Genomic DNA, 24,232 nt, shown 5'->3' on the forward strand with positions numbered 1-24,232 from the left:
ACCTGATCGACAAAAAACCCGACGGCACGCCCGCAGTTCTTCACGCCCGCGACTCCGAACTGGCCGAGTCGAGCGCCATCGAGAACATGCTTGCCGACCTCAACGAGAGTTACAACGCCAAACAAGGCAAGGCCTGGGGATTTTTCCATGCCGAATCCGGAGCACACCCGTTCAGCGGCTGGCTGAAGGAATACTTCGAGGGCGGCAAGGACTTCACGGCGTTCAGTCGGGTGGCGGTGGAGCATCTGCAAAAGCTGATGGAAGAGTCGAACCTCTCAGTGGGCGGCCACGTGCTGTTCGCGCATTACCAGCAGGGCATGACCGATTACCTGGCGATCGCCCTCCTGCACCACAGTGAAGGCGTCGCAGTGACCGATCAACTGGACGTGACCCCGTCCCGGCATCTGGATCTGGGCCAGTTGCACCTGGCGGCGCGGATCAACGTTTCCGAGTGGCAGAACAACAAACAGTCCAAGCAGTACATTTCGTTCATCAAAGGCAAGAACGGGAAAAAAGTTTCGGAGTATTTCCGCGACTTCATCGGTTGCCAGGAAGGCGTCGACGGCCCGGGCGAAACCCGCACCCTGCTCAAGGCGTTCAGCGACTTCGTTGAAAGCGAAGACCTGCCGGAAGAGTCCGCCCGCGAAAAAACCAAGACCCTGGTGGATTACGCCAGCAGCCAGGCCAAACTCGGCGAGCCCATGGGCCTGGAAGAACTCTCGGAGCTGATCGACGAAGAGCGCCCGAAAGCGTTTTACGATCACATCCGCAACAAGGATTACGGCCTGTCCCCGGAAATCCCGGCGGACAAACGCACCCTGAATCAATTCCGTCGCTTCACCGGCCGCGCGGAAGGCCTGTCCATCAGCTTTGAAGCACACCTGTTGGGTTCGAAGATCGAGTACGACGAAGAAGCCGGTACGCTGATCATCAAGGGCCTGCCGACTCAGCTGACCGACCAGCTCAAGCGACGCAACTGATGCTGAACGGCATCCTGAAAAAATGCCTGCTGATCTTGCTGGTGGTCGTGGTCTATCAGAACTGGGGCAAGATCGAACGGGTGTTCAACCCTTCGCAAGTGGTGTCGGAGCAGACGCAGGCCAAGGCCAACGTCGTGCTCTATGCGACCGACTGGTGTGGCTATTGCAAACTGACCCGGCGCTTTCTCGATCAGAAAGGCATTCCGTACAAGGAATTCGATATCGAGAAGGACGCCGAGGCGCGCAAGGCTTATGAAGCGTTGGGTGGTGGCGGGATTCCGATCCTCGATGTGAACGGCACGCTGATGCGCGGGTATGACCCGGACGCAATCCTCGCCGCACTGAAATAACTCATCCCCCTGTGGCGAGGGAGCTTGCTCCCGCCGGACTGCACAGCAGGCCCCTTCTTTATCAATGACAAGGGGGCCGCTTCGCGGCCCAGCGGGAGCAAGCTCCCTCGCCACAGGAACCAAGCCCCCTCACCACAGGAATGGGTGGGTTCAGTGTTTTTCGATGCGGAACCCGAATCGCGGAAAGTGCACGTGCACCACGCCGCCGCGCTCGTCTTCACGGCGCAGAATCAGTTCTTCACTGCCCACAAACAGCAACTCGCCCGCCACCGGGTCAACACCATAATCGGTTGCGGCGATCACCACCTGCTGGCCAGCCTCAAAGCCATTGGGCTCTTCGAACTGTTCATCCGGCAACGCGGCCGGCGTGGCATTACGCGCCACCTCCAGCGCCTCCTCGGAGGTCATCTCGCTGGACGCACCATGCCCGAAGCCCATCACCCGCCCAAACCAGGCCGAAACAGCCGGATAGGCATCCACCAGCGGTGAAGTCACCGGCGTCGCCTTGAGGAACCACATTGGATGGGCCAGGGCAAAGTCGGCAATCGACGGCTCGCCAAACAGGAAGTCACCCTCCTCGCGCTGCAGCTGTTGTTCCAGCCGCGTCATGATCGTCGGCCATTGATGCTTCGCCTGCTCGGCAGACAACCTGGTAGCGCTGCCACCGCTGAACAGTCCAGCGCGGTCGGCAATGAACGCCTTGATCGCTTCCGGTGGCAAATTGCCGAAGCGCACCGCGATCGATTCCGGTTGAAATACCAGGCTGACCGCATGCTGAAACACCACCGAATCGGCCCAGGCAGCGAAGGTCGCGGCAATCATTTCCTGACCTTCCGGGAAAAACGCCGGCAGCGCTTTTTCCTGCTCCAGGCGCCGAGCGATCAACGACGTGTCGCAATAGATATCCGCGCCAACCTGCAACACAGGCGTTTTTCGGTAGCCGCCAGTCAGGGCTGTCAGGTCGGGTTTGGGCATCACGGGCGAGATTTTCACCGAACGCCAGGACAGCCCTTTGAAACCCAACAGCAGGCGGGCCTTTTCGGCAAAAGGGGACGTCGGGTAATGATGAAGAATCAACTCGGACATGCTCGGCTCCGCCGCACGGATTAGGAATCCGCAGCTTAGCGCGCAATCGGCACGCGGCCTACAGATCTGCCTGATGGGTACTTATCAGTCAGGTTGATAAGCCCGCAAAGGCACTCGCGACCAGAAATCCCTTGGCGCGGTGAGACACAAGGTCAGGCATTTGACTGCCTCGAAATATGTCAGCCATCGGCGCACTACTGTACATATAGACATATAGGTTTATATCCGGCACATTTCGCCTCCGTTGTTATAATTTGGGTCTACAAACCCAAGGAGATTGAAAATGCCTGCTCAACACATCCCGGTCCGGGCTGTCGATGTAGCGGCCGCCATTCAGGAACGAATGGGGGAAATGACAGCAATGAAGCTTCAAAAACTTGTTTACTACAGCCAGGCTTGGTCACTTGTTTGGGATGAGGCTCCACTCATAACGGAGCAGGTGCAGGCGTGGGCAAATGGCCCCGTAATTCCTGAGCTCTACACCGCTCATCGAGGTCTTTACTCAGTCGCACCAGGCCAGATCGAAGGCGACTCGAGCAAACTCGACAAGGATCAACTTGAAACTATTGATGCCGTGTTACAGCACTACGGTGACAAGCACTCTCAATGGCTAAGCGACCTCACACACGCAGAAGACCCGTGGAAAAATGCCCGCCAACAAGCAGGCTTGACTGACGGTGCGCGAGGCAACGTAGAAATCAGCCAAGCGGCTATGGCTGAGTATTACAGCTCTCTGTGAAGCTTTATGGCGAAGGGATCGCAAAAAAAGGTACCAAAAACCCGCGCAGCTCCAGTTTTCGATAAACCTGCAAAGCACCCCCACTCACGAGAGATGCCAATATCCGGCATTTCCTGGCGTTTTAGTCGTATCGACAAGGGCGGTCCTTTTTCATGGTCTGATCTCGCAGAACCCACTGACTACAAAGCAGTAATGGAACGCTTGCACTGCTTTGAAACGATGTGTGCTCGGGAGATACGAGAAAGCGGGTCGCATGACATCGATATTGTTGATTTGTCGAAAGAAGCACGACATCGACTCCAAGAAATCCAACAAGACGACATTGACTCTCTGATGTCGTTTCGCATCACCGGAGCAAAACGAGTTTTTTGTATTCGAGAGCGTGAAGTCATGCGCGTACTTTGGTATGACCCGGACCACCAAGTCTGCCCTTCACTTAAAAAACACACTTGAACTATGCTCGATCGGAGATTTGGGCGCTCGCATGCTGGCAACTGCATCCTCATCTGAGTGCATCACTTCGAAACACTCAAAATATTGATCAACGTATCAGATAGAAAAGCCCGCAACAGCACTCGCGACCAGACATTCCTTGGCGCTTTTCTTGAGTTTTTTGATCAATCGTTCCTGACGCAGCGCTTCACTTTTGTCGCGGCAGACTTCGGTATACACCAGGGCCACGGCAGGGCTGGAGAGGAAAAACCGTGCCCCTTTGCCGCGCTGGTGAGTAGCGAAGCGGCGTACAGGATCGTTGCTGATCCCGCAGTAGAGCGAGCCATTGGCTGCGCGCACGAGATAGACGAACCAAGGTTGGCTGACAGGCAGCGCTGCTTCGGCGGCAATGTCGGAAGATTCGTTCAGGGTGCTCACGTGACGATCAAGGCTTGTAGGAAACAAGCCGCGATCTTATCAGCGACTGGCCTGAAATGCCTTCAGCCCCTTCAGAGCCTGAGCGCGAACGGCGTTTCTGACTAAAGGCGTCCAGCCCAGAATCAGTCCTTTGAAACCCAGCGCCTGCCGGGACCAGGTCCACAGGTCAAAGCTATCGTGATGCTCACAAATCTTGCCATCGCGAAACACGAAGCGTGCCTGGATGTCGTTGACCACAATGTTGCCAGTCTGGCTGAACAGATAGGTGGCAACCCAGTGAGCACCACCGGTGCGCTCGTCAGCTCGCACATTGTCGAAAGTCAGGGAAAAATCCTTGGCCCGGGTGGTGAGCATGCACCACATGTCGCCGGCATCGCGGCCGCGCAGTTCGCCGAACGCCGGATCACTGAACAGCACATCGTCGGTGTAGCAGGCGCTCATGGCCTCGGCATCCAGGCGCTGGAAGGCCTGGTAGAACCGGGTGATCAATGCGCTGTGGGCATCACTCATGGGCAGACTCCCTGTGCTTGCAAAAATGACGTCGAAAGAATGCCTGCACGATAGTCTGCAGCGGTGCGAAACACTATCGGCATTCGTGGGCCGAATACCGACAGTGCGGGGGAATTCAGACCTTTTCGCTTTCGACTTGAACGTACAGTGAACGCCCGGCGCCGAGACCGGCAACGATTGCGCCGAGGCCGATCACGCCGAAAATCCAGCCCACCGCCGTCCAGCCGCCGGTCCAGTCATGCACGATACCGACCGCAAACGGCCCCATCGATGCCAGGGTGTAACCGAAACCCTGGGCCATGCTCGACAGGTTGGCCGCGACATGCGAATCCCGCGAACGCAGCACGATCAGGGTCAAGGCCAGGCTGAACGTCGCGCCCTGCCCCAGACCGAGCAGAATCGCCCAGCCCCACAGGCCTTCAATCGGCGCATAAAGACAGCCGAACAGACCGCCGAGGGTCAACACCATGACAACGACAATGGCCAACCGCTGATCCTTGCCGCGTGTCGCCAGCCAAGGCGCCACGAGCGAACTGGCCAACTGGACGATCACCGAACCGGACAACACCAGACCGGCCTGGGTAGGTGTCAGACCTCGACCAATCAGGATCGACGGTAACCAGCCGAACACGATGTACGCCAGCGACGATTGCAGGCCCATGTACAAGGTCACTTGCCAGGCCAGAGGATCGCGCAACAGTCCGCGAACCCGATACGCGACGTTGTGTGTGCCGTGCTTCCGTCCACCCACTTGCGGCAGCCAGAAGATCGCCGCGACCAGCGCCGGCAGTACCCAGAAGCCCAGACCCATAGCCCAGCTCTTGTCGAAATGCTCGCTCAACGGCACGGTTGCGCCGGCGGCCATCGCTGCGCCCAGACACAACGCCATGGTGTAGACACCGGTCATGGTGCCGGCCTGTTTCGGGAAGTCGCGTTTGACGATTCCCGGCAACAGCACCCCGATCACGCCGATGCTTGCGCCCGCCAGCACGCTACCGGCAAACAGCCCGATCTCGCCAAACGAGCTGCGCAAAATGATCCCGCCCGCCAGCGTCAGCAGAATCCCCAACACCACCCGCTCTGCGCCAAAACGGCGCGCCAGCACCGGCGCCAATGGCGCGAACAAGCCGAGGCACAAGACCGGCAATGTCGTCAGCAAACCGGCTTGCGCGGCCGACAAACCGAGGGTCTTCGAGATCTCGCTGAGCATCGGCGCCATGCTCGACAGTGCCGGGCGCAGGTTCAGCGCAACCAGAATCAGGCCCAGCAACAACAACCATGGCCGACGCAGGATCGGATGGCTCTGCTGGACCTGTTCGTCATCGGCCTCTGCGTCGATCAGCAGCTCTTCGAGCTCCGCCGAGCGCTTGGGATGAGTGAAGTTGCGATCGCTGCTGGACATGGATTTCTCGGTTTCAAGGTTCATTGATCAACTGCCTCGACAAGGCTTTGGCCCGTTCCGGGTCCCGTTGCTCGACGGCATCAAGTAGTTCGATGTGCAGGTCGAACACTTCCTGGCGTCGCGGGGTGATATTCAAGGTCTGACGCAATTGCGCGCCGACGACGCTGGAGAAATAGCGATACAGCTCGCTGAGCGTCGGGTTGTGTGCGGCATCCACAAGACGACGGTGGAACACCAGGTCGCAGGCGATGTAACTGTCGAGATCGCCGTGGTAGTGGCTGCCGCTGACGCCGAGCGCTTCGCGCAAGGCCACCAGGTCTTCGTCTGTCCGGCGCAATGCCGCGAGTCCGATGGCTTCGACTTCAAGGATGTGCCGCGTCTCGCGAGCCTGCTCGTGGGAGCAGCGGGACAGCGCTTTCAGGGTGTCCAGCGGATCGATCACGGCCCGCAGATAACTGCCGTCGCCCTGACGGATGTCGATCAACCCGGAAAACGCCAACACCCGCATGGCTTCGCGCACGGTGTTGCGGCTGATGCCCAACTCGGTCGCCAGTTCCGGCTCGGTGGGCAAGCGTTGGCCGACGACCCAGACGCCGTCGTTAATGCGCCGGCGCAGTTGGTCCAGCGCTTGGTCGACCAAGGATCGCTTGGTCAATGGAGAAATGTCTGACATGGAATTCGCCCTTTCATCCAATCATAGGATGAATTTTCTGACATGTTAGTCAGCTACGTCCGAGAGAACAACCGCCTAGGGTTAAGGGGCAGGAAAAGGAGCGGGATTTTCGATTATTAAAAATTACCCTTTAAGGGTAATTTCAGGGATAGGGTTCACGGCTTCTTATGGAAAAGAACACACCCCACTACGCCTTGTCAGTCATCAAGGACGAGGTCAGAAGGCAAGGAGCCAAAGCGTTTACTCAAGCCGCATTGAGGTCTGGCAAGCGCATGGGATTGAACCTGCGAGATATGGAGTCAGTCATTTGCTCGCTGGAACGCCGGATGCTCTACAAGTCGATGACGTGCTACACCGACCACCGAAGCTGGCAGGACGTTTACCACACTACATTTCATGAAATGGAGCTCTACATCAAAGTGACCTACTGCCCCTACGGTGGGCCCCCGGTGATCTCTTTCAAGGAGCGGAACTTATGAATACGCGGCAATGCATGAGTTGTGGCACTCAACACGCCATGCAACATTTCGAAGGGCGCAGCCTCAGTGTCGACTACAAAAATGTATCACGCTGGGTGCACGATATTGCCGGCTGGGAGTGCAAGGTCTGCGGTGAAATCATTTTCGATAATGATACTGACAGCGCCGAGCGCTACTCCGACGTTGGCGATAAATTGCTCGAAGACTGCTTTCAGACCATGGGTGCGGAGATGAAACGCATCCGCCGAAAATTACATCTCACGCAGAAGGAAGCGGTGAAGCAGCTTTCCGGTGCTGGCCACAATGCGTTCTCACGTTACGAACGCGGCGAACTTCCCCCACCTCAAGCGTTATTTACGCTGATGCGTTTGTTGGATCGTCATCCGCATTTACTTGCTGAAATACAAGCCATGAATGAAGGTTCCGACTTGAAGCGATTGCTCGCTGCACGATTCCCGGAACAGGAAACAGTATTGGCGTCCTGACCCAAACCCCAGACAAAAATAAACCCGGAACACTGTCCGGGTTTATTTCACTGCCTGATTTCGATCAATGCAAAATCTGGCTCAGGAACATCTTGGTCCGCTCGTTCTGCGGGTTATCGAAGAAGTCATTCGGCGCCGCCTGCTCGACGATTTCACCCTTGTCCATGAAGATCACGCGGTTGGCCACGGTGCGGGCGAAGCCCATTTCGTGGGTCACGCAGAGCATGGTCATGCCGTCTTCAGCCAGGCCGATCATGGTGTCCAGCACCTCTTTCACCATCTCGGGGTCGAGTGCCGAAGTCGGTTCGTCGAACAGCATGATTTTCGGCTTCATGCACAGCGCGCGGGCAATCGCCACACGCTGCTGCTGACCGCCGGACAGTTGCCCAGGGAATTTATGCGCCTGCTCTGGAATGCGTACGCGCTCCAGGTAATGCATGGCAATTTCCTCGGCCTGACGCTTGGGCATTTTGCGTACCCACATCGGCGCCAGGGTGCAGTTCTGCAGGATGGTCAGGTGCGGGAACAAGTTGAAGTGCTGGAACACCATGCCGACTTCACGACGGACCGATTCGATCTGCTTGAGGTCGTTGGTCAGCTCCACCCCATCGACCACGATGCGACCCTGCTGGTGTTCTTCCAATCGGTTGAGGCAACGGATGGTGGTGGACTTGCCTGAACCCGACGGGCCGCACAACACGATACGCTCGCCCTGCTTGACGTTCAGGTTGATGTCTTTCAAGACGTGGAACTGGCCGTACCACTTGTTGACGCCCTGCATCTGAATGATGCCTTCAGGGCTCGTCGACTTTTTGATTGCTTCGCTCATTTCAGAACTCCTAACGCTTGTGGCCAGTGTCGAGCTTGCGTTCCAGATGCATGGAATAGCGCGACATACCAAAACAGAAAATCCAGAACACCAGGGCCGCGAACACGTAGCCTTCAGTGGCCATGCCCAGCCATTTCGGGTCGGCGGCAGCTTGTTTGACGCTGTTGAGCAGGTCGAACAGGCCGATGATGATCACCAGGCTGGTGTCCTTGAACAGCGCAATGAAGGTGTTGACGATGCCGGGGATAACCAGCTTCAGGGCTTGCGGCAGAATCACCAGGCCCATGCTACGCCAGTAACCGAGGCCCATCGCTGCAGCCGCTTCGTACTGACCTTTTGGAATCGCTTGCAGACCACCGCGCACCACTTCAGCCACGTAGGCTGACTGGAACAGGATCACGCCGATCAGTGCCCGCAGCAATTTGTCGAAGTTCATGCCTTCAGGCAGGAACAACGGCAACATCACCGAAGACATGAACAGCACCGTGATCAACGGCACGCCGCGCCAGAATTCGATAAAGGTCACGCAGACCACTCGAATCGCCGGCATGTTCGAACGACGGCCCAATGCCAGGACAATACCCAGCGGCAGCGCGCCAGCGATACCGACAGTCGCGATCACCAGGGTCAGCATCAGGCCGCCCCATTGGCTGGTCGCCACGGCGTCCAAGCCAAACACGCCGCCATGCAGCAGGCACCAGGAGATGATCGGGTACAGCACCAGGAAGCTCAGGCCATACACCGCTTTACGGTGAAAACGCGAGATGAACAGCGGTGCCACGCCAATGACCGCCAGCCACACGGTCAGGTCCACGCGCCAGCGCAGTTCCGGCGGGTAGTAGCCGTACATGAACTGGCCGAAACGCTGCTGGATGAACACCCAGCAGGCGCCCTCCTTGGTGCAGTCGGCGCGGGTGGTGCCGACCCAGTTGGCGTCAAGGATCGCCCACTGCAGGATCGGCGGTACCACCAGGTAGATGAGGTAGAACGCGAACAGAGTCAACAGGGTGTTGAGCCAACTGGAGAACATGTTCGCGCGCATCCACGCCACGACACCGATGCTACGGTTCGGTGGCGGCATGTCAGGTTTGAAAGTATGTGTGCTCATGCGCTTTTCCTTACCGCTCGATCAGCGCAATGCGCTTGTTGTACCAGTTCATCAGCATGGAAATGCTGATACTGATCGCCAGGTACACGCTCATGGTGATGGCAATGACTTCGATCGCCTGCCCGGTCTGGTTCAGCACCGTACCGGCAAACAACGAAACCATTTCCGGATAACCGATACCGGCCGCCAGCGAGGAGTTCTTCGCCAGGTTCAGGTATTGACTGGTGAGCGGTGGGATGATCACGCGCAGGGCTTGCGGGATGATCACCTTGCGCAGGGTCGGACCGTTGCGCAGGCCGAGCGAGTGCGCCGCTTCGGTCTGGCCGTGGCTGACCGACTTGATGCCCGAGCGCACGATCTCGGCGATGAACGCCGCGGTGTACACCGTCAAGGCCAGGGTCAAGGCCAGAAACTCGGGGATCAGTACCCAGCCACCGACGAAGTTGAAGCCCTTGAGTTCCGGCATTTCCCAATGCACTGGCGCGCCGAAGATCAATGCGCACAGCGCTGGGATTACCAGAAACAGCGCCAGGCCGACCCAGAACTTATGGAACGGCACACCCGTCGCTTCGAAGCGTTTGGTGGCCCAGCGGCTCATCAGCATGATGGCGACAATGGCCACAACGATGCTGACTACAAACGGCCAAAAACCGTCTGAAACCAACGCTGCGGGCATGTTCAGGCCGCGGCTGCTGACAAAGAAGGTGTCGCCGAAGTTGTGGCTGTTGCGTGGCCCCGGCATGGTCAGGAACACCGCGAAGTACCAGAACAGGATTTGCAGCAACGGCGGAATATTGCGGAAGACTTCCACATAAACAGTTGCCAGCTTGGCGATGATCCAGTTCTTCGACAGCCGTGACACGCCAACGATGAACCCGAGGATCGTCGCCAGGATCACGCCGATGAACGTCACCAGCAGCGTGTTGAGCAAGCCGATGCCAAACACCCGGGCATAACTGTCCGATTCGGTGTAGTCGATCAGGTGTTGAGCGATGCCGAAACCGGCACTGYGCTCAAGAAAGTCGAAACCGGAGGTGATGCCCCGGTGTTGAAGGTTGGTCTGCGTGTTGTCGAACAGATACCAGCCCATAGAGACCACCGCCACAATGGTGATGATCTGAAATAACCACGCACGCACTTTGGGATCGCTGAGGCTGAGCCTCTGCTTTGGTGCGCCGATTGAATTTTGCATGAAGTGCCCCGGATGTAATGGAACAGAACATCACCCGGCGGTTGGCCCGCCGGGTGACAGAACCATCAGCGCACTGGTGGTGCGTATTGAATGCCGCCGTTGTTCCACAGAGCATTCAGCCCGCGGTCGATTTCCAGCGGAGTGTTCTTGCCGAGGTTTTTCTCAAACACTTCGCCATAGTTGCCGACTTGCTTGACGATCTGGACGACCCAGTCCTTTTTCACTTTCAGGTCTTTGCCGTATTCGCCATCGGTACCCAGCAGACGGGCAACGTCAGGGTTCTTGGTGGACTTGGCTTCAGCTTCGACGTTCTTCGAAGTGATGCCTGCCTCTTCAGCGTTGAGCATGGCGTAGCCAACCCAGCGCGCGATAGCCAGCCACTCGTCGTCGCCATTACGCACGACCGGGCCCAGAGGCTCCTTGGAAATGGTTTCGGGCAGTACCACGTAATCCTTCGGCGAGGCCAGCTTGCTGCGCTGGGCGAACAGCTGGGACTTGTCGGAAGTCAGAACGTCGCAACGACCGGACTCCAGCGACTTGGCGCTTTCGTCAGAGGTGTCGAAGGTGATCGGGGTGTATTTCAGACCGTTGCCGCGGAAGTAGTCGGAAACGTTCAGTTCGGTGGTGGTACCGGCCTGGATGCAGATGGTTGCACCGTCCAGTTCCTTGGCACTCTTCACGCCCAGCTTGTTGTTAACCAGGAAGCCGATGCCGTCATAGTAAGTGATAAAGCCAGGAAACTTCAGGCCCATGCCCGAGTCGCGAGAGCTGGTCATGGTGGTGTTGCGCGACAGAATGTCGATCTCGCCCGACTGCAGCGCGGTGAAACGCTCTTTGGCGTTCAACTGACTGAATTTGACTTTGGTCGCGTCGCCGAAAATGGCAGCCGCTACAGCACGGCAGTAGTCAGCATCGATACCAACGATCTTGCCAGTGGAGTCCGGAACCGAGAAGCCCGGAAGACCGTCACTCACACCACACTGTACGAAACCTTTTTTCTGCACTGCATCCAGGGTTGCACCCGCCTGAGCGAACCCGCTGATACCGAGTACTGCGGCTGCAGTCACGATAGCCAGGGTGGATTTCAACATCTTCATTCAAACCTCCAGTTTTGCTCTTGTTGTGTCGGAGCTGAATCCTTCCGCACCCTTTTGAGGCGTAATCGACCCTTATTGGTTTTTTTTAGGGTCAACCGGCATAGGACCTGCGCTATGAGTCTAGTAGGAGAAAATCCACATCATGGATAACTCACTTCTCACCAATCGGCCGAACGGGCTGTAGCCCTTTCACGTTCGCGAAGCCCGTAACGGCCACTGGCGAACATCCATCACCGGATTCTTTGCTATCCCGCGGTCAGCAGTACACTGATAGTGTTACCGCAAGGCGCGAGATGGGTTGCACCTTTTCCCCTTAGCAAAGCCCGTACCAGACCGCTTGCCGAAGCAATTGCGCGACAGGTCAATAGCAAAACTTGTAGCCTTGCGACATCTTCTTAACTGATCAACCTGGCGCGCACTCTGACCTCGCACCCAATGAGCGCGCACGCACAACAATGGAGCAGCCATGACCGAGCCCCTTATTCTTGAACCCGTAAAGCCCGCAGACGCCTGCGTTATATGGCTGCACGGCCTGGGCGCCGACCGTTACGATTTCCTGCCGGTCGCTGAAGCGTTGCAGGAAAGCCTGCTGACCACCCGTTTCGTCCTGCCTCAAGCGCCGACCTGCGCCGTCACCATTAACGGTGGCTACGAGATGCCGAGCTGGTACGACATATTGGCCATGAGCCCGGCGCGCGCGATCAACCGCGAGCAGTTGGAAGAGTCGGCGCAACGAGTCATAAAGTTGATTGAAGTGCAGCGAGCCAGCGGAATAGACGCTTCGCGAATCTTTCTCTCAGGCTTTTCCCAAGGTGGAGCCGTGGTATTACACACCGCGTTCCTGAAATGGCAGGGGCCGTTGGGTGGCGTACTTGCCCTCTCCACCTACGCGCCCACGTTCAGCGATGAACTCGAACTTTCAGCCAGCCAGCAGCGTATTCCGGTGCTGTCTTTGCACGGTCAATACGATGATGTGGTTCAGAACTCCATGGGCCGCAGCGCTTACGAGCATTTAAAGCAACGTGGTGTCACCGTGACATGGCAGGAATACCCAATGGGCCACGAAGTGTTACCCGAAGAGATCCGCGACATCGGCGTCTGGCTTGCCGAGCGTTTGCGTTAACGGTTATGCGAATTGCAGCCCATTGATCATCCCACTACGCCGCGCCCGATTCTTGCATTACACTGGCCGGCGTACATTCCTTAACCAATTGATGAGATGACCGTGCTCAAAGCACTCAAGAAAATGTTCGGTAAAAGCGAGACTGAGCAGCTCGCGCCAGTTCCCAGCGCTCCGTCTCATACCCCCAGCCACCGCACCGACGGTAATCAGTCTGGCCGGACCGCAACCGCAGCGGTACCGAAACACGAGCCGATGACCACTCCGGCCACCCAACCTGCCCCGGTCGTTGCCTCTGAACAGCCGCGCAACGAAGCGCCGAAACCGGTAAAACCCCGTCGCGAACCCAAGCCCAAGGCACCCGTCATCCCCTGGAAACTCGAAGACTTCGTCGTCGAACCCCAGGAAGGCAAAACCCGCTTCCACGATTTCAAACTCGCCCCGGAACTGATGCACGCCATCCAGGACCTGGGCTTTCCGTACTGCACGCCGATCCAGGCCCAGGTGCTTGGCTTCACACTCGCAGGCAAAGACGCCATCGGTCGCGCCCAGACCGGCACTGGCAAAACGGCCGCGTTCCTGATTTCGATCATCACCCAACTGCTGCAAACCCCACCGCCCAAAGAGCGTTACATGGGTGAACCGCGGGCACTGATTATTGCTCCCACCCGCGAACTGGTGGTGCAGATCGCCAAGGATGCGGCCGACCTGACCAAATACACCGGCCTCAACGTCATGACGTTTGTCGGCGGCATGGATTTCGACAAGCAGCTCAAGCACCTCGAAGCCCGTCACTGCGACATCCTCGTGGCCACCCCGGGTCGCCTGCTCGACTTCAACCAGCGCGGCGACGTGCATCTGGACATGGTCGAAGTGATGGTGCTGGACGAAGCCGACCGGATGCTCGACATGGGTTTCATCCCACAAGTACGTCAGATCATTCGCCAGACGCCGCCGAAGAACGAGCGTCAGACGCTGCTGTTCTCCGCGACCTTCACCGAAGACGTGATGAACCTCGCCAAGCAATGGACCACCGAGCCATCGATCGTCGAGATCGAAGCGCAAAACGTCGCCAGCGAAAACGTCGAGCAGCACATCTACGCCGTTGCCGGTGCCGACAAATACAAACTGCTCTACAACCTGGTCAACGACAACGGTTGGGAGCGGGTGATGGTGTTCGCCAACCGCAAGGATGAAGTACGCCGCATTGAAGAACGCCTGGTGCGTGACGGCGTCAACGCCGCGCAACTGTCCGGCGATGTGCCGCAACACAAGCGCATCAAGACCCTGGAAGGCTTTCGCGAAGGCAAGATTCGCGTATTGGTCGCCACCGATGTCGCCGGTCGCGGCATTCACATCGACGGCATCAGCCACGTGATCAACTTCACCTTGCCAGAAGTCCCGGACGACTACGTACACCGTATCGGGCGTACCGGTCGTGCAGGCGCCGATGGCGTGTCCATCAGTTTTGCCGGTGAAGATGACTCCTACCAGTTACCGTCCATCGAGGCGTTGCTGGGTCGCAAGATCAGCTGTGAAACACCACCGACGCATCTACTGCGGGCGGTTGAGCGCAAACGCCCGTAACCGGGAGCTTGCAGAAGAGGCGCAGCCGGAAACGGACTGCGCTTTTTTTTCGCCCCGCTTTTTTACAAGAGCTTGCCCAATACAACTAAAAGTCCATAATGGACAAATTAGTTTAATTCAGCGCTCGGAGCCGGCCATGTCCAGTACGCCTTACGTGATCACCCAATCCCAAGCCCGCGAACTGCTGGCGAAAGTTGACGTGCCGCAAATCCTGCGCAAACTGTTCCGCGACCTGGCCGCGGGCCAAGCCGTACAACCGGCGCAGCAACTGGTGGAATTCCCTCAGGGCGCTGGAGACTTCATCAACTACCTCGGCGTGTTGGCGCTAGACGGTGTCTACGGGGTTAAGACTTCGCCGTACATCGTGCGCGAACAAGGTCCACTGGTGACCGCGTGGACCCTGCTGATGTCGATGCAGACCGGCCAGCCGTTGCTGCTGTGCGATGCCGGTGAATTGACCACCGCACGCACAGCCGCAACCACCGCCGTAGCAGTCGATGCACTGGCGCCTTTAAAGGCGCAGCGTCTGGCGCTCATCGGCAGTGGCAAAGTCGCCCAGGCGCACCTGCACTACGTCAAGGATCTGCGTGATTGGCAAAGTATCAACCTGTATTCACCGAGCTTGAGCGACAAGCATTCAGACGCATTGGATCAGCTCAAAAGCCTCGACCCACGACTGACCATCGTCGACAGTCGCGAAGAGGCGATTCAGGACGCCGAAGTGATCATGCTGAGCACCTCGTCCGCAGGACCGGTGATTGACCCGTCGAAGTTGAGCAAACCAGCGCTGATCACCTCGATCAGCACCAACGCCCCGCGCGCCCACGAAGTGCCGCCGAAAAGCCTCAATGACATGCAGGTGTTCTGCGACTATCGCCTGACCACGCCGGGCTCGGCGGGTGAGATGCTGATTGCTGGTGAGCAACATGGTTGGGACAAGCGCTTGATTCTCGGCGACCTGCCCGACCTGCTCAGCGGCAAGGTACAGCGCCCCGATTACAACCGGCCGGTGTTCTTCCGCTCCATCGGCCTGGGCCTGGAAGACATCGCATTGGCCAATGCCCTTTACCAACTGCTGCGTTAACACTTGACCCTGTGTGAGCTGGGCTTGCCCGCGATGCAGGCGCCACGCTCTGTCAGSAACACCGCGGTGATGCAATCGCGGGCAAGCCCGGCTCCTACAGGGTTCCTTTATATCAATGGCATTTGCGCCCCATCAGGAGACGTTCATGAGCCAGGCAGATTTCATCATCATCGGCGGCGGGATTGCTGGCGCTTCCACCGGTTTCTGGCTGTCGCAGCAGGCCAGGGTCATTGTGCTCGAACGCGAATCGCATCCGGCCTATCACTCCACCGGGCGCTCCGCCGCGCTCTACACCGCCGCCTACGGCACGCCTCAGGTTCGCGCACTGACCCAGGCCAGCCGCGATTTTTTCGACGCCCCGCCCGCCGGTTTCTGCGAACACCCGTTGCTGACGCCGCGCGGTGAGATGACCGTGGACTTCACCGGCGACCCCGCAGAGTTGAACAGTCAGTACCTCAGCGCCAAAGCCACAGTGCCCGAAATGCAACTGCTCAGCGCCGACGAAGCCTGCGCGCGCATGCCGATCCTGCGCCGGGAAAAAGTCCATGGCGCGATCTACGACCCGACCGCCAGCGACATCGACACCGATGCCCTGCATCAGGGTTACTTGCGCGGCATCCGTCGCAACAAAAGCGAAGTCATAACCGATACCGAAGTGCTCGGCCTGACCCGCGATGCCGAGGGCGTGTGGCAGGTAACCACCAACGGCCGGACCTTCAGCGCCCCCGTCATCATCAACGCCGCCGGAGCCTGGGCTGACAAAATTGGCGCAATGGCCGGCGCCCGGCCGCTGGGCCTGCAACCGAAACGGCGCGCAGCCTTTATCTTCGCCGGCCCTGAGGGCGTCGACATCCATCACTGGCCAATGCTGGTCAGCCTCGACGAATCGTTCTACATGAAACCCGACGCTGGCATGTTCCTCGGCTCACCCGCTAACGCCGACCCGGTAGAACCGCACGACGTACAGCCAGAAGAACTGGACATCGCCATGGGGATTTACCAGATCGAAGAGGCCACCACCCTGACCATCCGCCGTCCGACCCGAACCTGGGCCGGGTTGCGCAGCTTTGTCAGTGACGGTGATTTACTGTCCGGTTTCGATCTGCAGGTCCCGGGCCTCTTCTGGGTGGCAGCACAAGGTGGCTACGGCATCCAGACCTCGCCAGCTATGGGCCAGGCCAGTGCGGCGCTGGTACGGGGTGAAAGCTTGCCCGAGCAGCTCACGCGTTTCGGACTGAACACCGACATGCTCTCCCCCGCTCGCCTGGGCTGATAGCCTGTTCAGGTGACGTGTCCACACGATTACGGCACACTTCCAGCGCCCCTTTTGCAGGGCGCTGACGCTGCCTGGAGCTCCACTGTATGAACGCACCTGAAAAAGACCCGGCGCTGGACAATTACCGAGCGATTGCCGATGCCATCGCCACGCTGTTCTTCCCCCATGCCGAGGTGGTGCTGCACGACCTGCGCACGCAAAAGATCGACTACATCGCCAACAACCTGTCGAAACGGGAAATTGGCGATGACGCCGCGCTGGAGGACATGCTCAGCGATGATGTCAGCGAAACCAACATTGGGCCGTACGAAAAGCTCAATTGGGATGGCCAGAAGATTCGCAGCTTGAGTACGGTATTGCGCGACAGCGAAGGTCATCCGCTCGCGGTCCTGTGCGTCAACCTGAACATCTCGCTGTTCGAAAATGCAAAAGCGGCGCTCGATCTGTTCCTGTCGCCCAGCAAACTGATCCCGCAACCGGACTCATTGTTTCGTGATGACTGGCAGGAGCGGATCAATACCTTCCTGCACGCTTGGCTGCGTGAACGTCAACTGAGCCTGAACCTGCTGACACGCGACCACAAACGCGAACTGGTTTTGGCGCTGCACGCCGAGGGTGCATTCAAGGGCAAGAGCGCGTCGAACTATGTGGCCAATGTGCTGAACATGGGACGGGCGACGGTTTACAAGCATTTGAAGGAATTGAAGGGCTGAAATTTATGTTGGCTGGTCGGGCCCCATCGCGGGCAAGYCCGGCTCCCACAGGGAATGTGTGGACGACACAGACCCCTTGTGGGAGCCGGGCTTGCCCGCGATGACGGACTATCAATCGCCGTAGATATCGGACTTGAAGTACTTGTCCGAAATCTTCTGATATTCGCCATTGGCACGAATGCCATCAATGGCCGCGTTCAATTCGCTCACCAATTGAGCATTGCCCTTGCGCACCGCAATCCCCGCACCCTCACCCACGTATTTCGGGTCCTTCAACTCCGGCCCGACAAACGCGTAACCCTTGCCACGCGGCATCGACAGGAAGTCATTCAAAGGAATGGTGTCGGCAAAAATGGCATCGAGGCGGCCGGCGGCCAGGTCCATGTAGATTTCTTCGTTGTTGCTGTAGCGCTTGACGTTGACGCCCTTGGGTTCGAAAACCTCAGTGGCGTAACGGTCGGTGGTGGTGGCGCGCTGCACGCCAACGGTTTTGCCTTTGAGGCTGGCGTATTGGTCATCGACCACCGCGCCTTCCTTCATCACCAGACGGGACGAGGTGAAGTAGTACTTGTGGGAGAAATCCACCGACTTCTTGCGGTCATCGTTGATTGTCATGGAGGACAAGGCCATGTCGATTTTCTTCACTTTAAGGGAAGGAATCAGACCATCGAATTCGCCTTCGACCCACACACACTCGACCTTCATCTGCGCACACAGGGCATTGCCGATCTCGTAGTCGAAACCGACAATCTTGCCCTCGTCGGTTTTGGAGGCGAATGGCGGGTAGGCGGCTTCAATACCGATGCGCAGGGCTTTCTCGGCGGCAAACACGCTGCTGCACACCAACAGGCTCAGGGCCAGACCGGTGATGAGGGGGTATTTCTTCATGTTCGTTCTCTCGCGGGTTGTTGTTGGTTTGGCAAGACAGAAGAAAGAGCTGAAACGGGAAATGTTTTTTGTACTTGGAATTCCATACTGGACTTTTATGTATTAATCGTCAATCGGGTGTGCGTAGTTCGCAGCGGCCGATGGTCGGGTGGCAAATCAGCAGATTTTTGGTGTTGGAAATGACGCCATCGCGAGCAGGCTCGCTCCCACAGGGGCTCTTTGTCGAACACAAATAATGTGTTCATGGAGATCTACTGTGGGAGCGAGCCTGCTCGCGATGACTTACTTGAGGGCACCACAGGAACTACCGCTTCCAGCGATCCGCCGCCGCATGATCACTGTCCCGCCCTTCCACCCAGCGCGAGCCATCGCTGGTGTTTTCTTTCTTCCAGAACGGCGCGCGGGTTTTCAGGTAGTCCATGACAAAGGCGCAGGCGTCGAAAGCCGCCTGACGGTGGGCGCTGGCGGCGCCGACGAAGACGATCGGTTCTCCCGGTTCCAGGGCGCCAATGCGGTGCAGAACTTCCATCTTCAACAGCGGCCAGCGCTGCTCGGCCTCCAGGGTGATCTTGCCCAGAGCCTTCTCGGTCATGCCCGGGTAATGCTCAAGAAACATCCCGGCCACATCAAGACCGTCATTAAAGTCGCGCACATAGCCGACAAAACTCACCACAGCACCTACGCCCACATTGGCGGCGTGCATGGCGTTGACTTCGGCACCGGGATCGAACGCCGTGGACTGCACACGAATCGCCATGGATCAGCCCCCGGTCACGGTCGGAAAGAACGCCACTTCATCGCCATCGCTGACCGGCTCGTCGAGCTGGCAAAGATCCTCATTGCGGGCGCACATCAGATTCTGCTCGCTCAGCACATCGGCACCGTCGCGTTGCGCCAGTAATGCGCGCACGTCATCGACCGAGGCGAAATCACCTTCAACCTTGACCGAGTCCACGCCAAGCGCTTCGCGGTATCGAGCGAAAAACCTCACTGTCACGTTCATGGCTGATCTGCCTGGAAATGACCGCTCTTGCCACCGACCTTCTCCAGCAGCCGCACGCTCTCGATGGTCATGCCGCGATCCACGGCCTTGCACATGTCGTAGATAGTCAGTGCTGCCACGCTGGCGGCGGTCAGCGCTTCCATTTCGACGCCGGTCTGCCCGGACAACTTGCAACGCGCGACGATGCGCACGGTGTCGTCACCTTCGGCACTGAGCTCGACTTTGACGCCGGTCAGCATCAGCGGATGGCACAGGGGAATCAGATCGCTGGTTTTCTTCGCCGCCTGAATGCCGGCGATGCGCGCCACGGCGAACACGTCACCTTTGGGGTGACCGCCACTGACGATCATCTGCAGGGTGTCGGGCAGCATGCGCACCAGCGCTTGGGCCGTCGCTTCACGGAACGTCACGGCTTTTTCGGTGACGTCGACCATGTTGGCGCGACCTTGGGAATCGAGATGAGTCAGCACGAGGCCTCCTTGAGGCAGCTGCAAGCGGCAAGCTACAAGCGGCAAGTGAAAAGCGCAGTCCGGTTGTAGGTTTGGGAAGGGAGTATTTAAGCAGCCGAACGCCGCAAGCTACAAGCGGCAAGTGAAGTTCACTTGGTTCGCTTGAAACTTGCGGCTTGCAGCTTAAAGCTTGCAGCTCAGAGGTGAGACTCTGCGTATTCAGCCAGAATCGAGCGAGGTACCCCTTGCAGGGTGATATGCACACCGTTAGGGAAGTCTTTGAAGCGTTCGGTCAGGTATGTCAGCCCGGAGCTGGTCGCGGACAGATAAGGGGTGTCGATCTGCGCCAGGTTGCCCAGGCATACCACTTTGGAACCGGCGCCCGCACGGGTGATGATGGTTTTCATCTGGTGCGGGGTCAGGTTCTGGCACTCATCGATCAAAATCAGACTCTGCTGGAAGCTGCGACCTCGAATGTAGTTGAGGGATTTGAACTGCAACGGCACTTTGCTGAGGATGTAGTCGACGCTGCCATGGGTGTTTTCGTCATCCATGTGCAAGGCTTCGAGGTTGTCGGTGATGGCGCCCAGCCAAGGCTCCATTTTTTCTGCTTCGGTGCCGGGCAGGAAGCCGATCTCCTGATCCAGGCCCTGCACGCTCCGGGTGGCGATAATCCGGCGATAGCGCTTGCTGACCATGGTCTGCTCGATCGCCGCGGCGAGTGCGAGGATGGTTTTACCCGAACCGGCAGCACCCGTCAGGTTGACCAGGTGGATATCCGGATCCAGCAGGGCATACAACGCCAGGCTCTGATAGATGTCACGGGGTTTYAGGCCCCAGGCTTCCTGATGCAGCAGCGGTTCCTGGTGCAGGTCGAGGATCAGCAGCTTGTCTTCGTCAATTTCCTTGATCCAGCCGACAAAGCCCTGTTCGTCGATGATGAACTCGTTGATGTGCACAGCCGGCAGGTTGTCGATCATTCTCACCTGGTGCCAGGTGCGGCCGTGATCCTGGCGGGTTTCGACATTCTTGACGAGGTCCCAGAATGACCCGGTCATGTTGTGGTAACCGTTAGGCAGCAACGAAACGTCGTCAACCAGTTGGTCGGTGCTGTAGTCCTCGGCCGCGATCCCGCACGCCCGGGCCTTGAGGCGCATGTTGATGTCTTTGGTGACCAGCACTACGGGCAATTTGGGTTCGCGAGCGTGCAGATCAATCAATTGATTGATGATGATGTTGTCGTTCAGGTGTTCGGGAAGAATGATGTTCGGTTCGGCGCGTTTGCTCATCAGAATTGACAGCAAACCCTTGGGCCCACTTTTGCCACGCTGGATCGGAACCCCCAGCTCTACATCTTCAGGACTGGCATCGCCCAGCGTCTTGTCGATGAGGCGAATGGCCTGACGGCATTCAGCAGCCACGCTGTGATGCCCGCTCTTGAGCTTGTCCAGCTCCTCAAGCACGGTCATCGGGATAGCAACGTGGTGTTCTTCGAAGTTAAGCAGGGCGTTTGGATCGTGAATCAATACGTTGGTATCGAGTACATAAAGGATTGGCTGGTTGGAAGAAGAACTACGTCCGTGATCATCCATACTCGGTCACCTTTGTGGGAGCCAGTCGACGCAATACCATGACAGTGCTGCGCCTCGAAGTGGCCACCGAATTCACCTGCGAGGATTCAAGTGAACTGCACACAAGTTGGGTCTTGGGAGACGCCACCTGTGTTGCAGGTTTCGGCGGTCTGTCTTCGTAATACTCCAAAACCCATGACAGAAAAAAGTACTTTGACGTTTTTTTGAAGTTTATTTTTCAGAGTGACCAATAACACTTGGCGGACTGCCATCACCCCGTTAAAGTCGGAAGTCCGCCTGCATCGAAATCCCTCCCCAAAACGCCAAAAACCCAATGTTTACGGCGCTTGTGTCAATTAGCTGCGTTTCAGCGAAAACCGTCCTGACAGTCTTCCCAACCGATCCCGCTTTGCGCCGTTTGCGTGATGAGCCAAGGCAGCGCCGTTTTCACCGCGTCCTGCTTCACATTGAAATTGATCACGCCGTGGCGCCACAGCAACATCAGCGTCAACACCCGTTGCGCACTCGGGTTGCCCTTGAGCTTGCCCGCCCCGTCCTGCGCATCGATATCCCATAACGCTACCCGCAAGCCCTGAGCGTTGAAGAAGCCTTCGGCATCAGAGCGACGCTGGCCATCGGGCGGACGAAACAGCGGCACGTAATTTTCCGGCAACTTGCTTTTGACCAGTTCGACGCTGCGTCGCACCGAGTCCTGCCAGTCCTGCCAGTGGCTGTGGGAGCGAAACTCCCAGCCCTGCACGCCGATGCATTGCTGCGAGTACATCGCTTGCAGACTGGCCACTGATTGTTCAGCCAGACGCGTCTGAATGTCCTTGCCGAGGACGAAAAACGTGCCGCTGATGTTCGACTTGCGCAGGTACTCGGTGACCCAACCGGTGTTGTCTGGTGCGACGTTGGCGGCGCTGTCGAAGGTCAGTAAAAACAAGCGGTCATGCATCCCGTCGCCGTTGCGCTCATAGTCGCCAAAACGATCGACTTCGCTGCTGGTCTGCGGAAACAGGGCGGCCTTGCGTAGCTGCTCGTCCAGGTACTTGGCGTGGAACAATCGGCTCGGTTCGGCCCACTTGATGTAGTAGCTCTCGTCGCTGACCTGGAACTTGGCCGCTTGCCCGCGCAAGGTGTCCATGTCCTCGACCAGGAAACAGAAGGACGCATCCTGATCGCAGCTTTGCTGGGCGAAGTTGTAGTTGGTCAGCAAACGCTGCCACAGGCGCTGGCGCAGTTGGTTGACCGCTTCCAGATTGATTTTGCGCAACCCCAGATGCAGGGCCAGGGCGGGTTCATCCAGCGATTCGCTGGCCAGCAGCACACGGGCAAACATGAGGATTTCGGCCCGCGACGCCACATCGAACAGGATCGGGCTGCTGAGCTTCTCTGGCCAGGTGCTGCGATCAAGCGTCGCTGCATCGCCGGGCGCCGCCAGGGCGCCAAAGCTCAACAGCCAGGCCGAGAATAGAAAAACGATACGCAATGGGATATCTCCATAACAAAACCCGCGCGGCACTATATATCGAGACGATCAAAAGATCGCAGCCTCGCGTTGCTCGACAGCTGCTACGGGACCGGGTTGTCGTCCGAAGGTGTAGCAGCTGTCGAGCAACGCGAGGCTGCGTACTTTCCCATGACACCACCCATCACCTATGACACCCATAGCTGGAGTCATCACGGACAACCCCCTAGAATCGCGCCCACGATTAAAGGAGACGACTTCATGCTGATGGTGATTTCCCCCGCCAAGACCCTCGATTACGAAACACCGCCGGCGATCCAGCGCTTTACCCAGCCGCAGTACCTCGATCACTCCCAAGAGTTGATCCTGCAACTGCGCGACCTGACACCGGCGCAAATCAGCGAGTTGATGCACGTCTCCGACAAGATCGGCGGGCTCAACGCCGCGCGATTCGGCAGCTGGACGCCCGCGTTTACACCGGAAAACGCCAAGCAAGCGCTGCTGGCTTTTAAAGGCGACGTTTACACCGGCCTAAATGCACAAACCTTCAGCGAAGCCGATTTCGATTACGCCCAACAGCACCTGCGCATGTTGTCCGGCCTGTATGGCCTGCTGCGCCCACTGGACCTGATGCAACCGTATCGGCTGGAGATGGGCACCAAACTGGCGAATGCCCGTGGCAAGGACCTGTATGCCTTCTGGGGCACGCGAATCAGCGAATGGCTGAACGAAGCGCTGGCCGATCAAGGCGATGACGTGCTGCTGAACCTGGCGTCCAACGAGTATTTCTCGGCCGTCAAACGCAACGCCTTGAACGCGCGCATCATCAATACCGACTTCAAGGACCTGAAGAACGGCCAGTACAAAATCATCAGCTTCTACGCAAAAAAAGCCCGCGGCATGATGAGCCGCTTCGTCATCGAAGAGCGCATCAACAACCCCTCCGACCTCAAGCAATTTGACGTTCAGGGTTACCGCTACAGCGCCGAGCAATCGAAACCGGACAATCTGGTTTTCCTGCGCGATCACGCTCCCGAATAAATGCACACATTGGGTGCACGACATCGACAACCTCGTCGTGCACCCACCGCAGATCGTCCAACAATCTCCCTCCTGTATAGCCGACTAATTGGCGCCAAAAAACCATCATCTGTTTTTCTAACTTTAGTTTCACTCGACTTCGATATTTTTTTTCAGTAGTGGCACTGAAAAATTTTATCGGTAGTGGCATAAAAATATCGAAGCCGATAATAACCCCATATATCAAGGG

27 protein-coding genes are annotated in these 24,232 nt (G+C 57.8%); 12 read left to right on the forward strand and 15 right to left on the reverse strand.

Translation table 11 applies throughout. The features are described 5' to 3' along the window. The first annotated feature begins 2 nt into the window (after positions 1–2). Complete coding sequence (gene yejK / locus AC1DSG_RS11130) at positions 3–980, forward strand: nucleoid-associated protein YejK (protein ID WP_477790930.1); 978 nt, start codon at positions 3–5, stop codon at positions 978–980. Further along, positions 980–1,330 carry a glutaredoxin family protein gene (locus AC1DSG_RS11135; protein WP_477790931.1) on the forward strand — a complete coding sequence of 117 codons (351 nt, stop codon included), beginning with the start codon at positions 980–982 and terminating at the stop codon, positions 1,328–1,330. The genes yejK and AC1DSG_RS11135 overlap by 1 nt, the downstream gene beginning before the upstream one ends. A gap of 150 nt (positions 1,331–1,480) precedes the next feature. Here AC1DSG_RS11135 and AC1DSG_RS11140 read toward each other — a convergent pair whose 3' ends face one another. Then, positions 1,481–2,416: a glutathione S-transferase family protein gene (locus tag AC1DSG_RS11140; RefSeq protein WP_477790932.1), complete on the reverse strand. Its 936-nt coding sequence runs from the start codon at positions 2,414–2,416 to the stop codon at positions 1,481–1,483. A 283-nt stretch (positions 2,417–2,699) separates the two neighbouring features. Here AC1DSG_RS11140 and AC1DSG_RS11145 point away from each other — a divergent pair, with 283 nt between their 5' ends. Beyond that, complete coding sequence (locus AC1DSG_RS11145) at positions 2,700–3,155, forward strand: Panacea domain-containing protein (protein ID WP_477790933.1); 456 nt, start codon at positions 2,700–2,702, stop codon at positions 3,153–3,155. Between the two features lie 6 nt (positions 3,156–3,161). Then, entirely contained in the window at positions 3,162–3,608 is a 447-nt protein-coding gene (locus tag AC1DSG_RS11150; RefSeq protein ID WP_477790934.1) for a hypothetical protein, read from the forward strand. A gap of 96 nt (positions 3,609–3,704) precedes the next feature. On the opposite strand, the gene AC1DSG_RS11155 is transcribed toward AC1DSG_RS11150, so the two are convergent. The 4 genes from AC1DSG_RS11155 to AC1DSG_RS11170 all read right to left on the reverse strand — a co-directional run bounded on the left by AC1DSG_RS11155 (position 3,705) and on the right by AC1DSG_RS11170 (position 6,610). After that, positions 3,705–4,025: a GIY-YIG nuclease family protein gene (locus AC1DSG_RS11155; protein ID WP_477790935.1), complete on the reverse strand. Its 321-nt coding sequence runs from the start codon at positions 4,023–4,025 to the stop codon at positions 3,705–3,707. A 39-nt stretch (positions 4,026–4,064) separates the two neighbouring features. Next, entirely contained in the window at positions 4,065–4,535 is a 471-nt protein-coding gene (locus tag AC1DSG_RS11160) for a nuclear transport factor 2 family protein (RefSeq protein ID WP_477790936.1), read from the reverse strand. Between the two features lie 115 nt (positions 4,536–4,650). Continuing rightward, positions 4,651–5,961 carry a CynX/NimT family MFS transporter gene (locus AC1DSG_RS11165; RefSeq protein WP_477790937.1) on the reverse strand — a complete coding sequence of 437 codons (1,311 nt, stop codon included), beginning with the start codon at positions 5,959–5,961 and terminating at the stop codon, positions 4,651–4,653. Next, complete coding sequence (locus AC1DSG_RS11170; RefSeq protein ID WP_477790938.1) at positions 5,951–6,610, reverse strand: FadR/GntR family transcriptional regulator; 660 nt, start codon at positions 6,608–6,610, stop codon at positions 5,951–5,953. Before AC1DSG_RS11170 ends, AC1DSG_RS11165 begins: the two co-directional genes overlap by 11 nt. 167 nt (positions 6,611–6,777) lie before the next feature. On the opposite strand from AC1DSG_RS11170, the gene AC1DSG_RS11175 reads away from it, so the two are divergent. Next, positions 6,778–7,089, forward strand: a complete 312-nt coding sequence (locus tag AC1DSG_RS11175) for a type II toxin-antitoxin system MqsR family toxin (RefSeq protein ID WP_477790939.1) — start codon at positions 6,778–6,780, stop codon at positions 7,087–7,089. Then, entirely contained in the window at positions 7,086–7,574 is a 489-nt protein-coding gene (locus AC1DSG_RS11180; protein WP_477790940.1) for a type II toxin-antitoxin system MqsA family antitoxin, read from the forward strand. Before AC1DSG_RS11175 ends, AC1DSG_RS11180 begins: the two co-directional genes overlap by 4 nt. Before the next feature lie 64 nt (positions 7,575–7,638). Here AC1DSG_RS11180 and AC1DSG_RS11185 read toward each other — a convergent pair whose 3' ends face one another. The 4 genes from AC1DSG_RS11185 to AC1DSG_RS11200 form a co-directional block, all read right to left on the reverse strand. Further along, positions 7,639–8,403 (reverse strand): amino acid ABC transporter ATP-binding protein, encoded by a 765-nt coding sequence (locus tag AC1DSG_RS11185; protein WP_477790941.1) that lies wholly within the window; start codon positions 8,401–8,403, stop codon positions 7,639–7,641. Positions 8,404–8,413: 10 nt separating this feature from the next. Further along, positions 8,414–9,511, reverse strand: a complete 1,098-nt coding sequence (locus tag AC1DSG_RS11190) for an amino acid ABC transporter permease (protein WP_477790942.1) — start codon at positions 9,509–9,511, stop codon at positions 8,414–8,416. A gap of 10 nt (positions 9,512–9,521) precedes the next feature. Continuing rightward, positions 9,522–10,703 carry an amino acid ABC transporter permease gene (locus tag AC1DSG_RS11195; protein ID WP_477790943.1) on the reverse strand — a complete coding sequence of 394 codons (1,182 nt, stop codon included), beginning with the start codon at positions 10,701–10,703 and terminating at the stop codon, positions 9,522–9,524. 65 nt (positions 10,704–10,768) lie between these two features. Further along, positions 10,769–11,800 carry an amino acid ABC transporter substrate-binding protein gene (locus tag AC1DSG_RS11200; protein WP_477790944.1) on the reverse strand — a complete coding sequence of 344 codons (1,032 nt, stop codon included), beginning with the start codon at positions 11,798–11,800 and terminating at the stop codon, positions 10,769–10,771. A 466-nt stretch (positions 11,801–12,266) separates the two neighbouring features. Between AC1DSG_RS11200 and AC1DSG_RS11205 the strand changes: the two genes are divergently transcribed. The 5 genes from AC1DSG_RS11205 (at position 12,267) to AC1DSG_RS11225 (ending at position 17,580) form a co-directional block, all read left to right on the forward strand. Next, positions 12,267–12,923, forward strand: a complete 657-nt coding sequence (locus AC1DSG_RS11205) for an alpha/beta hydrolase (protein WP_477790945.1) — start codon at positions 12,267–12,269, stop codon at positions 12,921–12,923. 96 nt (positions 12,924–13,019) lie between these two features. Next, a complete protein-coding gene (gene rhlB / locus AC1DSG_RS11210) occupies positions 13,020–14,507 on the forward strand; it encodes an ATP-dependent RNA helicase RhlB (RefSeq protein ID WP_477790946.1) in 1,488 nt (495 codons plus the stop codon). 136 nt (positions 14,508–14,643) lie between these two features. Next, positions 14,644–15,591 (forward strand): ornithine cyclodeaminase family protein, encoded by a 948-nt coding sequence (locus tag AC1DSG_RS11215; protein ID WP_477790947.1) that lies wholly within the window; start codon positions 14,644–14,646, stop codon positions 15,589–15,591. Between the two features lie 145 nt (positions 15,592–15,736). Continuing rightward, complete coding sequence (locus AC1DSG_RS11220; RefSeq protein WP_477790948.1) at positions 15,737–16,864, forward strand: NAD(P)/FAD-dependent oxidoreductase; 1,128 nt, start codon at positions 15,737–15,739, stop codon at positions 16,862–16,864. 89 nt (positions 16,865–16,953) lie between these two features. Then, positions 16,954–17,580, forward strand: coding sequence for a helix-turn-helix transcriptional regulator (locus AC1DSG_RS11225; protein WP_027924854.1), 627 nt, complete (start codon positions 16,954–16,956; stop codon positions 17,578–17,580). A 111-nt stretch (positions 17,581–17,691) separates the two neighbouring features. Here the strand turns inward: AC1DSG_RS11225 and AC1DSG_RS11230 are convergent, their stop codons facing one another. From AC1DSG_RS11230 to AC1DSG_RS11255, 6 genes are all read right to left on the reverse strand, one after another. Then, a complete protein-coding gene (locus AC1DSG_RS11230) occupies positions 17,692–18,468 on the reverse strand; it encodes an ABC transporter substrate-binding protein (RefSeq protein WP_477790949.1) in 777 nt (258 codons plus the stop codon). 304 nt (positions 18,469–18,772) lie between these two features. Beyond that, the gene (gene moaE, locus AC1DSG_RS11235) at positions 18,773–19,225 is read right to left on the reverse strand and encodes a molybdopterin synthase catalytic subunit MoaE (RefSeq protein ID WP_477790950.1); all 453 of its coding nucleotides are present in this window, start codon (positions 19,223–19,225) and stop codon (positions 18,773–18,775) included. A 3-nt stretch (positions 19,226–19,228) separates the two neighbouring features. Continuing rightward, positions 19,229–19,471, reverse strand: a complete 243-nt coding sequence (locus tag AC1DSG_RS11240; protein ID WP_477790951.1) for a MoaD/ThiS family protein — start codon at positions 19,469–19,471, stop codon at positions 19,229–19,231. Continuing rightward, positions 19,468–19,941, reverse strand: a complete 474-nt coding sequence (gene moaC, locus AC1DSG_RS11245; RefSeq protein WP_162437327.1) for a cyclic pyranopterin monophosphate synthase MoaC — start codon at positions 19,939–19,941, stop codon at positions 19,468–19,470. The genes AC1DSG_RS11240 and moaC overlap by 4 nt, the downstream gene beginning before the upstream one ends. Before the next feature lie 176 nt (positions 19,942–20,117). After that, positions 20,118–21,512, reverse strand: coding sequence for a PhoH family protein (locus AC1DSG_RS11250; protein ID WP_477790952.1), 1,395 nt, complete (start codon positions 21,510–21,512; stop codon positions 20,118–20,120). A 346-nt stretch (positions 21,513–21,858) separates the two neighbouring features. Beyond that, positions 21,859–22,983, reverse strand: a complete 1,125-nt coding sequence (locus tag AC1DSG_RS11255) for a polysaccharide deacetylase family protein (RefSeq protein ID WP_477790953.1) — start codon at positions 22,981–22,983, stop codon at positions 21,859–21,861. A 240-nt stretch (positions 22,984–23,223) separates the two neighbouring features. Here AC1DSG_RS11255 and yaaA point away from each other — a divergent pair, with 240 nt between their 5' ends. Next, positions 23,224–24,003: a peroxide stress protein YaaA gene (gene yaaA, locus AC1DSG_RS11260; RefSeq protein ID WP_477790954.1), complete on the forward strand. Its 780-nt coding sequence runs from the start codon at positions 23,224–23,226 to the stop codon at positions 24,001–24,003. Positions 24,004–24,232 lie beyond the last annotated feature (229 nt).

The sequence above is a fragment of the Pseudomonas sp. P5_A12 genome, assembly GCF_056400685.1.